Source organism: Vibrio aestuarianus, assembly GCF_028858425.1.
GTDB lineage: Bacteria > Pseudomonadota > Gammaproteobacteria > Enterobacterales > Vibrionaceae > Vibrio > Vibrio aestuarianus.
In genome coordinates this window covers 1,869,722-1,882,541 of sequence record NZ_JAKNYQ010000001.1, presented here as the reverse complement: position 1 = coordinate 1,882,541, position 12,820 = coordinate 1,869,722, and the positions used below count along the sequence as shown (strand labels likewise).

Below are 12,820 nucleotides of genomic sequence, written 5' to 3'. Positions count from 1 at the left end.
TATGTGCAAAGCGTGTTACCACTGTGGTGAAGATGTACCAGCCAACACGGATTATAAAGTTGAAATTTTAGGTGAAGAAAGGGACATGTGTTGTCCAGGATGTGAAAGCGTCGCTCAAACTATTATTGATAGCGGTCTTGTTTCCTACTATCAGTACCGCACCACTAAAGCGGATAAAGTTGATCTTGTTCCTGAACAACTTAAAGCCTTAATTCATTATGACAATGATGACGTGCAGTCAGAGTTTGTGCACAACCATGACGGCACCTCGGAGGTCACTTTGTCGCTTGATGGCGTTTCTTGCGCCGCTTGTGCTTGGTTAATTGAGAAACAGCTATCAAACAAAAATGGTGTGCTCTCTATCCGTGTTAATACCACAACTAACCGAGCATTATTAAGTTGGGACAAAACACAAACACGTCTCAGTGAACTTCTTTCTGTTATCCATAAGTTAGGCTACAAAGCTGCCCCGTTTGAAGCGGATGCTCATGAAGCTGAGTATCATCGCTCAATGAAACAATACTTATATCGCTTAGGTATTGCAGGCTTGGCAACAATGCAAGTGATGATGTTGGCTGTCGCTCTGTACCTTGAAGTGTTTGGTGATCTTGACTCCGAGTTCCGTAATTATTTTCGTTGGGTAAGTTTGATCTTTGCAACACCTGTATTGCTCTATTCTGCACTGCCCTTTTATTTAAATGCATGGCGCAGTCTTAGAGGCCGAACTCTTGGAATGGATGTCCCGGTTTCTATTGCATTAATTTTTGCTTATGTGGCGAGTTTGGTTGCGACCGTAACAGAAAAAGGAGAAGTGTTTTTTGAATCGATTTCAATGTTCACCTTCTTCTTGTTGGTTGGCCGCTTTTTGGAAATGAGAGCTCGTAGAAAAGCTGCCGCTGCAAGTGGAAACTTGCTTAAGCTCATACCAGCTATTGCCAATACACTTGAGGGTGAACAGGTTCCTGTTAAAACCTTAAAACTTGGTGACAAAATCAGAGTGTTACCAGGAGAGCACGTTCCGGCCGATGGTGTTGTCTTAGCTGGTCGCATTCATATCAATGAAGCGATGCTCACTGGAGAATCTGTCCCTGTTGTTAAGAAAGCAGGCGATGCAGTTTTTGCTGGTACATTAAACGGTGATGAATCGTTTGAACTAGAAGTCACAGCGTCTAAAAAAGACTCCGTTATCTCCAAAATAGTGAGACTGCAAGATGAAGCACAGATGTCGAAGCCTAAAATTGCCGAGATTGCTGATGTAGTGGCACGATACTTTGTGGCCATTTTGCTAGTAATCGCAGCGGGTACTTGGTTGTACTGGCATCAAACCAAGCCGGAAGACGCGTTTTGGATTATGTTAGCCGTTTTAGTGGCCACTTGCCCATGTGCCCTATCCCTTGCCACCCCGACGGCAATAACCTGTGCGACATCTCGAATGGGTGATTTTGGTATTTTGCTGCGTAAAAGTCACGTGTTCGAAACGCTTTGCAAAGTGAATCATTTGGTTATCGATAAAACGGGGACATTAACCCATGGTGATATCGAAATCAGCGGTGTTGAGGTTGTTAGCGATATTGATAAAAATACATGTTTAGCGCTAGCGGCATCATTAGAAAAACATGCCAACCACCCCATCGCACGTGCTTTCCGAAGTTATAGCGATGAGCAGTATTCGGTCGATGATGTTCAAAATATCATTGGTTCAGGTATTGAAGGTCGCTACCAAGATAAAGTTATTTGTATTGGCAGTGCAGAGTATGTACTGGGAAATACGACCAACCAACAGCCAAACAGCATCTATCTGTCACTCGGTGGCCAGCATATTGCTACTTTTACCTATCGAGACCCTATTCGCCGAGAAGCCAAGGCATTTATCGACCGTTTTCATAACGAAGGGATAAAGATAACGTTATTAACGGGTGATTCAGAGCTAAATGCAAACCATGTCGCCTCAGAGATGAACATTGATACTGTCGTCTCCGGTGCAAAACCTGAAGATAAATTGAACTACTTAAAGTCGCTACCAAGCAGTGATGTTTCGATGATGGTGGGTGATGGTATTAATGATGCACCGACACTCGCAGGGGCTCATTTATCTGTTGCTATGGGCGGTGGTACCGATGTCGCTAAAGCATCAGCCGATATGGTTCTGCTCGGTGATAAGTTAGATAAATTGCTGGAAGCTAGGGTTTTGGCTATCAAAGCACGCAAAATCATCCGAGAAAATTTAGCTTGGTCATTGGGTTATAATTTAGTGATTTTGCCGCTAGCGGTATCTGGACTTGTTGCACCTTATATTGCCGTTGTTGGCATGTCGGCGAGTTCTATTATCGTTGTTTCTAACTCGTTGCGGCTATTAAAGAATCAAGGTAAGTAAATGGAAAGTCTTTATATACTCATCCCTATTGCTATCGTACTTGTAACAGTTGCTGTTGTCATTTTCCTATGGGCAGTCAAAAGTGAGCAGTTCGAAGATTTAGAGCGTCAAGGCCACAATATCTTATTTGACGAGGATGAAAAACTAACCTCAAAAGAAGAAAAAAATGACGCCTGATTGGATTGGTGCATTTGTGATTGGTTTGCTTGGTGCGGGTCACTGCATGGGAATGTGTGGCGGTATTGCATCGCTGCTAACCCTTGGACAAACTAAAAACGCTCGTCTTCCAGTGCTGCTTCTGTTCTACAATTGTGGGCGTATCGTTAGCTACATGTTAATCGGTGGTTTATTAGGCGGCCTTGCTGCCTCTATGTCTGAGCTATCGATGCTTAATCATTCCTTGGTTTGGTTAAGATTGATTGCAGCTTGTTTAATGATTGTGCTCGGCCTGTATGTTGGTCGGTGGTGGTTTGGACTATTAAAGCTTGAAAAAATGGGCCAGCAACTATGGCGTATAATTTCTCCTCTTGGTAAATCACTATTACCTCTTAAAAAGTCGTGGTACGCCGTGCCTTTTGGATTCATCTGGGGATGGCTACCTTGCGGCCTCGTCTATTCAGTTCTCACTTGGTCTGTAGTTTCAGGCAGTGCGCTATCTGGTGCTTTTGTCATGGGGGCTTTCGGCCTAGGAACGCTGCCCGCCATGCTGCTGGTAGGTTACGGAGCCCATCAATTAGAAAAAATTCAACAATCTACAATATTTCGTCATTTTGCTGCGATTTTTATCATATCTTACGGCCTATATACGGCATATGGTGCAGTGAGTATTTTATCATCTACATGGTAGATGACTGATTATATGCGGCTTTTTTAACTATCCTTTAGGGTTAAGGAATGCTAAAATATTGATGTATATCAAATAGTGAAAGGTTGTTATGATTTCTGAAAAGCCTGCGGCAAAGCGCATTCAATCTGGTGGTTGTGCAATTCACTGTCAAGATTGCAGTATTAGCCAGCTTTGTATTCCCTTTACACTCAATGAATCTGAACTTGATCAGCTTGATCAAATTATTGAGCGCAAGAAACCGATCCAAAAAGGACAAGAACTGTTTAAAGCCGGTGATGACCTTAAGTCTCTCTATGCTATTCGTTCGGGTACAATCAAAAGCTATACCATCACAGAACAAGGTGATGAGCAAATTACCGCATTCCATTTAGCTGGTGATCTGGTTGGTTTTGATGCCATTACTGAAGACTTGCACCCAAGCTTTGCACAAGCACTAGAAACCTCTATGGTGTGTGAAATTCCATATGAGATTCTCGATGACCTTTCTGGCAAGATGCCAAAATTACGTCAGCAAATTATGCGTTTGATGAGTAATGAGATTAAAGGTGATCAAGAGATGATTCTTCTGCTTTCAAAGAAGAATGCTGAAGAAAGGCTTGCTGCTTTTCTATACAACCTCTCTACCCGCTTCTCTCAACGTGGTTTTAGCCCGAGAGAGTTTCGTTTGACTATGACACGCGGTGATATTGGTAACTACCTTGGCTTAACCGTTGAAACGATCAGCCGTTTGCTAGGCCGCTTCCAAAAATCAGAGATTCTGAGTGTGAAAGGAAAATACATTACTATCCTTGATCATGATGCATTGATGGATCTCGCTGGCGTATCGAAAGAAACTAAGTAACTTCAATGATGTAGCCCTTAAATGAGCTACATCATACTTCTACTAAAATCCCAATGTATTTGCTAAAACTCTCGTCTGTTATAAGCTAAAGTAACATTAACACCCTTCTCCACACTTAAGGAGTTGTTATGAGTATTTACAGCAAAATTTTAGTTGTTGCCGACATTAATCATGACGAGCAACCAGCCCTTGCTAGAGCGATGCAACTGGCCAAACAGAGCTCCTCTACTAGCCATATTACTTTTTTCCTATCAATATATGATTTCTCCTATGATATGACCTCCATGCTCTCTCTCGATGAGCGTGATGCGATGCGTCGTGGTGTGATTCACCAACGAGAGCAGTGGATGAAGAATGTGGCAGGACCTTATATTAATGGGTCCGTTCAATTTGATGTTAAAGTTGTCTGGCATAACCGCCCTTATGAAGCAATCATTGCTGAAGTGTTTGCTGGTGAGCATGACATATTGATCAAAAGCACGCGCAAGCATGATATTTTGGAATCGGTCATTTTTACTCCGACGGATTGGCATCTTTTACGCAAATGTCCAACCCCTGTCCTACTGGTAAAAAATGCAGATTGGCCGGAAAATGCCAATATTATTGCATCAGTTCATGTGGGGTCTGAAAACCCAACCCATTTAGATCTGAATGACTGCATGGTCGAACAACTTAAAAGTTTGACCGCTCGTTTGGGTGCGACAGCTTACCTTGTCAATTCATACCCAGTCACTCCAGCTAACATTACTATTGAATTACCAGAGTTTGACCCAACAACTTACAGCGATGCCGTTCGTGGGCATCACTTAACATCGATGAAAGCGTTGAGACAAAAACACGGTATTGATGAATCCCAAACTCTGGTTGAACAAGGCTTACCCGAAGATGTCATCCCTCAGTCAGCAGAAAAATTGAATGCAGCGATGGTTATTCTAGGAACCACTGGACGTACCGGTTTGTCAGCGGTGTTTATTGGCAACACCGCTGAGCAAGTGATAGATAAAATCAATTGTGATGTTTTAGCGCTAAAACCTAACGGTTATGTCAGCCCATTAGATCCTAAAACTGCAATTTAGTCTCATTAATCATCAACTATCTGCTCCCCTTTGCTAAGGTAAAGGGGATTTTTTACATTCTCTGTTTGTTAGAACTAGCATCTGAGCTATTTATCCGTATCATACGCACTTCATTTTGTTTTGAGATTAAAAGACAACAAGCTGATGACAGAGCAAACTCAAGAGCGCACTAAGGCTCAACAATACAATTTCAATAAACTTCAGAAGCGTATTCGCCGTAATACTGGTCAGGCAATTGCTGATTTCAATATGATCGAAGATGGTGACCGTATCATGGTATGTCTCTCTGGAGGCAAAGATAGCTTTACCATGCTTGAGATTCTGATGAGCCTTCAAAAAAGTGCTCCTGTCTCCTTTGAACTTGTTGCTGTGAACTTGGATCAAAAACAGCCAGGATTTCCAGAACATATTTTGCCTGAATACTTAGACAAACTCGGTGTTGAGTACAAAATTGTTGAAGAAGATACCTATTCGATCGTTCAAGATAAAATACCAGAGGGGAAAACGACATGTTCGCTTTGTTCTCGTTTACGTCGTGGAATTTTGTATCGCACCGCTAAAGAAATTGGCGCAACCAAGATAGCTCTAGGCCACCATCGTGATGATATTCTTGAAACTCTGTTTTTGAATATGTTTTACGGCGGTAAGATCAAAGGCATGCCACCAAAGCTAGTGTCAGACAATGGTGAGCATGTGGTGATTCGTCCGCTTGCCTACTGTCGTGAGAAAGACATCATCAAATATGCTGCAATGCGTGATTACCCAATCATCCCTTGTAATTTATGTGGTTCTCAACCGAACATGCAGCGTCAAAACATCAAGCAAATGTTGAATGGTTGGGACAAACAGTTCCCTGGTCGTATTGAAACCATGTTTAGTGCGATGCAAAATGTCGTGCCAAGTCACCTAGCCGATTACAACTTGTTTGATTTTAAATCGATAAATCGAGATTCGGGTGTTATCAATGGTGGTGATATTGGTTTTGATAAAGAAGAAATGCCAATTCCTGTAATTAATGACGAAGACCGAGTCATGGAGTTTGATCCAAACTTAAAACTCGATGTGACTAATCTCTGAGAAATCGACTAAAGAATAGAACGTTGCCGTACAGGGCTGCTTATTAGCAGCCCTGTATTGATTTTACTTCTTAGCATTGGGAAGGTAAGGCAAAACTCGGACGGTTTGCTCTGGTAGCTGCATGTAGCCACCATTACCGATTTGCTCTACCGCTACTTGAGCTTTACCGTTTTTTATCGCAATAGTTTGACCGTTGCTCAGCACAATATTTGAGTCAAGATTATTAGCGAATTCAAGTGTTACACCCGATACATCCGGTGTAAACCAACTGGCAAACATCCCGCCGAGCTCTTCAAGTAAGCTTTGCATTTGAGGGAGCAATGTAGCCACTTGCTCATAACTTACCTGCCCTTCAAATGGCGTTTTAGTCATTACTACAGTTGAAAAATCACAACGCATATCCTGTGGAGTATCAACAAAGATCAAAGGATTGGCTTGGCGTAAATTGTCATCTAAGGGCAATAAAAGCTCATGGTTAATGCTGGTACTAAGTTCCTCGTAATGCTTTTCTTTTTCCATCCACGCTTTTTCTATTGGGCAGAGTTTTTTGGTTTGCGCGTTGACGAAAAAGAAACCGACTTTGACATCTTTATAATCATCTTTCACGTTGTTCTTCAACTGAGAAAACAGTTTAGAGTACGTAAACATATATTCTTGCGCTTGAATCGGAAATGAAACACTAGCGCTAAACACCAAAGTCGTAAGTAGAGTTAAGGGTAATTTTTTCATTGTTATTATCTATTCTGTCCAAAATTGTTGGTTATGGCGCATCATCGATTGAAGATCTTGAACATAGGCTTCACCTCGTTCTGAGTATTTTAGTAACCCATTGACCATTTCCATGGCACTGTCAGCGCTAAGTAGGTTTGCATTGTTTTCTCTAAGTCCGTAACGAATTTCACGTAAATCGTAGTACGCGGCATTTCTATTCACGTTCATAAAATAACGATGAATAGATTCTTGTACTGAGCTAAAGCTGGCGACTTCATGTGTCATACCTTCCCCACGTTTGAGTGGAATAAGACCACAACCCTCACTGTAACACCACTGACCAAAATAGTTGTTCCCCTCTGTAGCAAAGCGAGATGTCCCCCAAGCTGATTCATTAGCCGCTTGAGTCAGAACCAATGCTTCAGGCAACACATCAACACGATGAAGCATGTCGTCTATCCATTTCTGATCTACGCCTTGCTCATTAAGTGACAAATCGTAATTTTCTGCCAGTTTTTTAGCTTGCTTTATATTGTCATTAGAGAGTTTATTCGCGAGGAAGTTATCCTTAATATTGTTAAGGTTTTCTCTTTCTTGTAGGACTCGTCTATTTTCCCAAGCAATACCGGGTTTTAAAAATGAGAAGAAGGTGTGCTTTTTCTCACTGATATCGGTTATTTCAGTAAAGTTGGGAGCTTTACCAACAATATGTGCATCTTGTAACTCAGGAACATCATGGTAATACGTAGTCTCTGTTGAGGTTTGTTGTACATAATATACGCTACAACTCACAGCAATGAGGCTGAAAGTAGCTAATAAAATTATTTTACGCATTGAACACCTGTGAGTTATTGTTATCTGATTGATTTGTAGCCACTATTTTGAGTTTTATTCCAAACATATTGCGATAAATGATGCCTTTTGCATGGAAAAAGAAAGGCAATACAAAAATGAAACCGATGCCATAAAATAGAGCAGCAGTAATGAACATCACCATAACGACAAGATAAATCATTGCGATAGGTACGATTTTTTTGTTTACCGCTCGCAATGATAAAAGCAGTGATTGCATTGGTGGCACTCGCTTTTCACAAATCAGCAAGATGGAGTTACTGAATGCCAATGACAGGTAAAGAGAAAGTAGCGGAAAAATCATTCCAGCAATCCCTTGTAGCACCAAGCTAAACAGTGTTGCTAAAATAACCGGAATGGTAAACTGCAAACCTTTGGCAATATGTCTAGGCTGCGTTTTTAGCCCTGCCGCATGGCTCATTGCCATTAAGCTCACGCCTGCAAAAATGGGTGCACTGACCACTTCGTAACTAAAATTAGCTACGAAAATAGCTTCAACGATACTTTGAGTAAATCCATCAGGTTTTTGTAATGCATCTAAAATAATAGATGGCTCACCTAATTGCAGTTTTAATGCAATATAAAAGATAGCTAACTGTACAAACAGAAGAATGACAATTGCTGGTGTAAAAGAGATAAATTGCTTAATTGTGCAGTCCCATGCTTCTTTAAGGACTGCTCCAGCCTTAATATCACAGTCCCCTTTTAGAGCGCGTTCTACGCTTCCGCCTAGGTTGAAATCTTTTTCGATATCGTTATTCATAAAATGTCCTAGACAGCAATAATAATTCTGCTGTCTGAATTGAGTCACAAAATTCGTTTCATTATACCGCAATGCAGTTTAGTCCAAAATCAGAACTCGAAACTGATCTTGCATTATGAGTTATTTGGTTGATAATTAATCAATTTGATACATTTAATCATGGTCGAATGACTATGGTAAGCAATCTTAGCTAAGACCTACAAAACTTTTTCTGTATCAAGATAAGAAAAAACTTTGAATTCACTCTTTTGATGATTATGATTCGCGCCTCAAGCGCATATGGCAGCAGGCCGTATCATAGGCATCCCTAAGAACAAGGTGGGAGAAAAACAGACGTTGAACGCAAAAAAATCAGTAGGAAAACCAGTAGTTCGTCTTTCTGGTATTAGTAAAAGTTTCGATGGTAAGGAAATCATCGGCGGGTTAAACCTTGATGTTAATCACGGTGAATTTTTAACGATACTTGGACCTTCTGGCTGTGGTAAAACAACAGTATTAAGAATGATTGCAGGTTTCGAAACTGCTGATAACGGAAATATCATTCTTGATAATCAAGATGTCACCCAAATTCCTGCTGAACAGCGACACGTTAACACGGTATTCCAAAGTTATGCTCTGTTTCCGCATATGACTGTGTTTGAAAATGTTGCGTTTGGCTTACGTATGCAAAAGGTCCCTACTGCAGACATTGAACCTCGTGTAATGGAAGCACTACGTATGGTTCGCCTAGACAGTATGGCACAGCGTAAACCTAGCCAACTCTCTGGTGGTCAACAACAACGTATAGCGATTGCGCGAGCTGTCGTGAATAAGCCTAAAGTGCTGTTACTTGATGAGTCTTTATCGGCACTTGACTACAAATTACGCAAGCAAATGCAGATGGAATTAAAACAACTGCAACGTCAGCTTGGTATCACCTTTATCTTCGTAACGCACGATCAGGAAGAGGCACTATCAATGTCTGATCGCATCATTGTTATGCGTGACGGGAAAATTGAACAAGATGGTTCTCCACGTGAGATTTATGAAGAGCCGAAAAACCTATTCGTGGCACGCTTCATCGGCGAGATCAACGTATTTAATGCTGAAACGCTAGAGCGCATTGATGAGAAACGCATTCGAGCCCATATCGAAGGTGTTGAATCCGTGGTGTATCACGACCAAGATGTACAACCCGGACACAAATTACAAGTATTGTTGCGCCCTGAAGATCTTCGCATCGAAGAAATCAAAGAATCGGAAGAAAGAGGCATTGTGGGCCACGTGACAGAGCGTACCTACAAAGGAATGACTCTTGAATCTGTCGTTGAATTAGAATCAGGCATGCGTGTGACAGTAAGCGAATTTTTCAACGAAGATGATCCTGATGTTGATCACTCTCTTGGTCAAAAAGTCGCAATAACTTGGGTGGAAAGCTGGGAGGTAGTACTCGATGATGAGCAAGAAGCTTAGTCTTCAAAATGCTATTATCACACTGATTGTTGGGTGGTTAGTACTGTTTGTATTGATCCCAAACCTAATGATTATCGGTACTAGCTTTTTGACTCGTGATGAAGCTAATTTAATCGAGCTTACATTCACACTGGATAACTATACGCGTCTACTAGATCCACTGTATGCCAAAGTGCTAATGCACTCTTTTTATATGGCTATTGTGGCAACCTTGCTGTGCTTAGTTATCGGTTATCCGTTTGCTTATATTGTTGCCAAGATGCCTGCAAAATGGCGTCCTATCATGTTGTTCTTGGTGATTGTGCCCTTTTGGACCAATTCACTGATCCGTACTTACGGATTAAAAATTGTTTTAGGCACACAAGGTATCTTAAACCAAGCATTACTTGGTTTAGATATTATTGATAAACCATTACGTATTATGTACACCGAAACCGCTGTGATGATTGGTTTAGTTTATATCTTGCTTCCTTTTATGATTCTTCCGCTCTATTCAGCGATTGAAAAGTTGGATGGTACTTATATAGAAGCAGCGCGCGACCTTGGCGCCAATAAACTTCAAACCTTGCTAAAAGTTGTTTTGCCACTGACGATGCCTGGCATTATTGGTGGTTGCTTACTAGTGTTACTGCCTGCATTAGGAATGTTCTACATTGCTGACTTGTTAGGTGGAGCGAAAAACTTATTGATCGGTAACGTAATTAAGAGTCAGGTTCTTAATGCTCGCGATTGGCCATTTGGCGCTGCGACCAGTATTGCCCTCACTCTTGCTATGGCGGTGATGCTGTATGCTTACTACCGTGCTGGTAAGTTATTGAATAAGAAAGTGGAGCTAGACTAATGGCAAAAACAATTAGATTTAGCTTTATGAGCTTGGTATATGCATTTTTGTATTTGCCAATCATTGTGCTGATCGTTAACTCATTTAATGAAAATAAGTTTGGTATCAAATGGGGTGGATTTACCACTAAGTGGTATCACGCTTTGGCTGCCAATGACAGCTTGGTTCAAGCCGCCTGGCATTCACTCAATATTGCCGTGTTTTCAGCCACCGCAGCAACCATTATCGGTAGCCTAACGGCTGTTGCCCTATTCCGTTACCAATTTAAGGGAAAGCGTGCAGTTAATGGCATGTTGTTTGTTGTGATGATGTCCCCAGATATTGTCATGGCAATTTCGCTACTTGCACTATTCTTAGTATTAGGTGCTCAGTTAGGTTTCTTTACGCTGCTGATTGCCCACATTACTTTCTGTTTACCTTTTGTTGTGGTGACAGTTTATAGCCGCCTCAACGGGTTTGATGTGAAAATGCTAGAAGCGGCAAAAGATCTGGGTGCTGGTGAATGGGTTATTTTGAAAAAAATTATCCTGCCACTGGCTAAACCTGCGGTTGCAGCTGGTTGGTTGTTGAGTTTCACACTGTCTTTAGATGATGTGATCATTAGTTCGTTTGTGACCGGCCCTACTTATGAAATTCTACCGTTAAAGATTTACTCAATGGTTAAAGTGGGTATTTCTCCGGAGGTAAATGCTTTAGCTACGGTAATGTTGGTTGTTTCTTTGCTACTGGTTATTGCATCACAGTTGGTAGCCAAGGAAAAAGTACAGTAGAATTGCCAAGTTGTAATACTTTACACGAAACAGAATGGCAGTCAGTCATTCTGTTTTTCTATCTAACGCCTACAACGTAGGCAACGTTTGGTTTGGAGCTAACGTCAATGAAAAAATGGGCTACTCTATTAGCTGGTAGTGCATGTGCGCTTTCTTTGTTCTCTGGAGCAGTAACAGCGGACGAAAACAAGGAACTAGTATTCATGAACTGGGGGCCGTACATCAATAGCAGCCTCTTAGAACAGTTTACTAAAGAGACCGGCATCAAAGTGATTTATTCAACTTATGAGTCGAATGAAACTTTGTATGCAAAGCTAAAAACACACAATGAAGGTTACGATCTTGTGGTTCCATCTACCTACTTCGTGTCAAAAATGCGCGATGAAGGCATGCTACAAAAGATCGATAAATCGAAATTAAGTAATTTCCAAAACCTTGATAGCAACTATCTAAATAAACCCTATGATCCTAATAACGATTATTCGATTCCACACGTAGTTGCTATCACTGGCCTAGCCGTTAATACTGATATGTACGATCCTAACGACTTCCAAAGTTGGGGTGATCTCTGGAAACCGGAACTAGCTAGTCAGTTGATGCTAATGGACGATACTCGTGAAGTTTTCCATATTGCACTTCGTAAGTTAGGTTATTCTGGTAACACAACAGACGAAAAACAAATCGATGAAGCTTACGCTGAACTACAAAAGTTAATGCCAAATGTATTGGTCTTTAACTCAGACAACCCTGCTGCACCTTATCTTTCTGGTGAAGTAGGCTTAGGTATGTTGTGGAATGGTTCTGCTGCTGCTGCGCAAAATGAAGGTTTACCCATTAAGCTAGTTTTCCCTAAAGAAGGTGGTATTGGTTGGGTTGATAACTTCGCTATCAGCTCTGGTGCGAAAAACGTAGAAGCAGCACACAAGATGATCGATTTTTTGCTTCGTCCTGAAATCGCTGAGCAAATTTCTCGTGACACTGGCTATTTAACTGGTGTGAAAGCTTCTAATGAGAAATTCAAAGACAGCCCTGCTCTGTTCCCATCTCAAGAAGATTTAGATCGAGTTGAGTGGCAAGCCGCTGTCGGTGATAAAACTGTAAAATATGAAGAGTACTTCATGAAGCTAAAAGCTGGCCAATAATTCGTTAAAAAGTAGGAAATAGGCAGCATTCGCTGCCTATTTTCGTTTAAAATGATATACTTTGTGCTTTCGCA

At 41.3% G+C, this 12,820-nt stretch carries 13 protein-coding genes; 10 read left to right on the top strand and 3 right to left on the bottom strand.

Going from position 1 to position 12,820, the window contains the following annotated elements:
* Window position 1 precedes the first annotated feature (1 nt).
* From MCT08_RS08750 to ttcA, 6 genes are all read left to right on the top strand, one after another.
* Window positions 2-2,374: a heavy metal translocating P-type ATPase gene (locus MCT08_RS08750; protein ID WP_274678259.1), complete on the top strand. Its 2,373-nt coding sequence runs from the start codon at window positions 2-4 to the stop codon at window positions 2,372-2,374.
* A complete protein-coding gene (ccoS, locus tag MCT08_RS08745; RefSeq protein ID WP_053311543.1) occupies window positions 2,375-2,551 on the top strand; it encodes a cbb3-type cytochrome oxidase assembly protein CcoS in 177 nt (58 codons plus the stop codon). It begins immediately after the preceding gene.
* The gene (locus MCT08_RS08740; protein ID WP_261915513.1) at window positions 2,541-3,221 is read left to right on the top strand and encodes a sulfite exporter TauE/SafE family protein; all 681 of its coding nucleotides are present in this window, start codon (window positions 2,541-2,543) and stop codon (window positions 3,219-3,221) included. Before ccoS ends, MCT08_RS08740 begins: the two co-directional genes overlap by 11 nt.
* Window positions 3,222-3,309: 88 nt before the next feature.
* Window positions 3,310-4,062 carry a fumarate/nitrate reduction transcriptional regulator Fnr gene (gene fnr, locus MCT08_RS08735; protein WP_053311541.1) on the top strand — a complete coding sequence of 251 codons (753 nt, stop codon included), beginning with the start codon at window positions 3,310-3,312 and terminating at the stop codon, window positions 4,060-4,062.
* A 128-nt stretch (window positions 4,063-4,190) separates the two neighbouring features.
* Window positions 4,191-5,138 carry a universal stress protein UspE gene (gene uspE / locus MCT08_RS08730; protein WP_274678258.1) on the top strand — a complete coding sequence of 316 codons (948 nt, stop codon included), beginning with the start codon at window positions 4,191-4,193 and terminating at the stop codon, window positions 5,136-5,138.
* Window positions 5,139-5,282: 144 nt separating this feature from the next.
* Window positions 5,283-6,215 (top strand): tRNA 2-thiocytidine(32) synthetase TtcA, encoded by a 933-nt coding sequence (ttcA, locus tag MCT08_RS08725; protein ID WP_053311539.1) that lies wholly within the window; start codon window positions 5,283-5,285, stop codon window positions 6,213-6,215.
* A gap of 63 nt (window positions 6,216-6,278) precedes the next feature.
* Here the strand turns inward: ttcA and MCT08_RS08720 are convergent, their stop codons facing one another.
* From MCT08_RS08720 to MCT08_RS08710, 3 genes are read right to left on the bottom strand one after another with little or no spacing between them, the layout of a single operon-like run.
* Window positions 6,279-6,944, bottom strand: a complete 666-nt coding sequence (locus tag MCT08_RS08720; protein WP_053311538.1) for a DUF2987 domain-containing protein — start codon at window positions 6,942-6,944, stop codon at window positions 6,279-6,281.
* Between the two features lie 9 nt (window positions 6,945-6,953).
* Window positions 6,954-7,760, bottom strand: a complete 807-nt coding sequence (locus MCT08_RS08715) for a glucosaminidase domain-containing protein (RefSeq protein WP_274678257.1) — start codon at window positions 7,758-7,760, stop codon at window positions 6,954-6,956.
* A complete protein-coding gene (locus MCT08_RS08710; protein ID WP_053311536.1) occupies window positions 7,753-8,541 on the bottom strand; it encodes a DUF2189 domain-containing protein in 789 nt (262 codons plus the stop codon). The genes MCT08_RS08715 and MCT08_RS08710 overlap by 8 nt, the downstream gene beginning before the upstream one ends.
* Window positions 8,542-8,859: 318 nt before the next feature.
* Here MCT08_RS08710 and potA point away from each other — a divergent pair, with 318 nt between their 5' ends.
* The 4 genes from potA to MCT08_RS08690 all read left to right on the top strand — a co-directional run bounded on the left by potA (window position 8,860) and on the right by MCT08_RS08690 (window position 12,746).
* Window positions 8,860-9,993 carry a spermidine/putrescine ABC transporter ATP-binding protein PotA gene (gene potA / locus MCT08_RS08705; RefSeq protein WP_053311591.1) on the top strand — a complete coding sequence of 378 codons (1,134 nt, stop codon included), beginning with the start codon at window positions 8,860-8,862 and terminating at the stop codon, window positions 9,991-9,993.
* A complete protein-coding gene (potB, locus tag MCT08_RS08700; protein ID WP_171375537.1) occupies window positions 9,977-10,834 on the top strand; it encodes a spermidine/putrescine ABC transporter permease PotB in 858 nt (285 codons plus the stop codon). The genes potA and potB overlap by 17 nt, the downstream gene beginning before the upstream one ends.
* Window positions 10,834-11,604 carry a spermidine/putrescine ABC transporter permease PotC gene (gene potC, locus MCT08_RS08695; protein WP_053311534.1) on the top strand — a complete coding sequence of 257 codons (771 nt, stop codon included), beginning with the start codon at window positions 10,834-10,836 and terminating at the stop codon, window positions 11,602-11,604. The genes potB and potC overlap by 1 nt, the downstream gene beginning before the upstream one ends.
* Before the next feature lie 107 nt (window positions 11,605-11,711).
* A complete protein-coding gene (locus MCT08_RS08690; protein WP_168522203.1) occupies window positions 11,712-12,746 on the top strand; it encodes an extracellular solute-binding protein in 1,035 nt (344 codons plus the stop codon).
* Window positions 12,747-12,820 lie beyond the last annotated feature (74 nt).

Coding starts and splice junctions, on each gene's coding strand:
- MCT08_RS08740 (WP_261915513.1), top strand. CDS start 2,541: ATGACGCCTGATTGGATTGGTGCATTTGTGATTGGTTTGCTTGGTGCG.
- MCT08_RS08690 (WP_168522203.1), top strand. CDS start 11,712: ATGAAAAAATGGGCTACTCTATTAGCTGGTAGTGCATGTGCGCTTTCT.
- MCT08_RS08715 (WP_274678257.1), bottom strand. CDS start 7,760: ATGCGTAAAATAATTTTATTAGCTACTTTCAGCCTCATTGCTGTGAGT.
- MCT08_RS08720 (WP_053311538.1), bottom strand. CDS start 6,944: ATGAAAAAATTACCCTTAACTCTACTTACGACTTTGGTGTTTAGCGCT.
- MCT08_RS08750 (WP_274678259.1), top strand. CDS start 2: ATGTGCAAAGCGTGTTACCACTGTGGTGAAGATGTACCAGCCAACACG.
- ttcA (WP_053311539.1), top strand. CDS start 5,283: ATGACAGAGCAAACTCAAGAGCGCACTAAGGCTCAACAATACAATTTC.
- MCT08_RS08710 (WP_053311536.1), bottom strand. CDS start 8,541: ATGAATAACGATATCGAAAAAGATTTCAACCTAGGCGGAAGCGTAGAA.
- ccoS (WP_053311543.1), top strand. CDS start 2,375: ATGGAAAGTCTTTATATACTCATCCCTATTGCTATCGTACTTGTAACA.
- uspE (WP_274678258.1), top strand. CDS start 4,191: ATGAGTATTTACAGCAAAATTTTAGTTGTTGCCGACATTAATCATGAC.
- potC (WP_053311534.1), top strand. CDS start 10,834: ATGGCAAAAACAATTAGATTTAGCTTTATGAGCTTGGTATATGCATTT.
- potB (WP_171375537.1), top strand. CDS start 9,977: ATGAGCAAGAAGCTTAGTCTTCAAAATGCTATTATCACACTGATTGTT.
- fnr (WP_053311541.1), top strand. CDS start 3,310: ATGATTTCTGAAAAGCCTGCGGCAAAGCGCATTCAATCTGGTGGTTGT.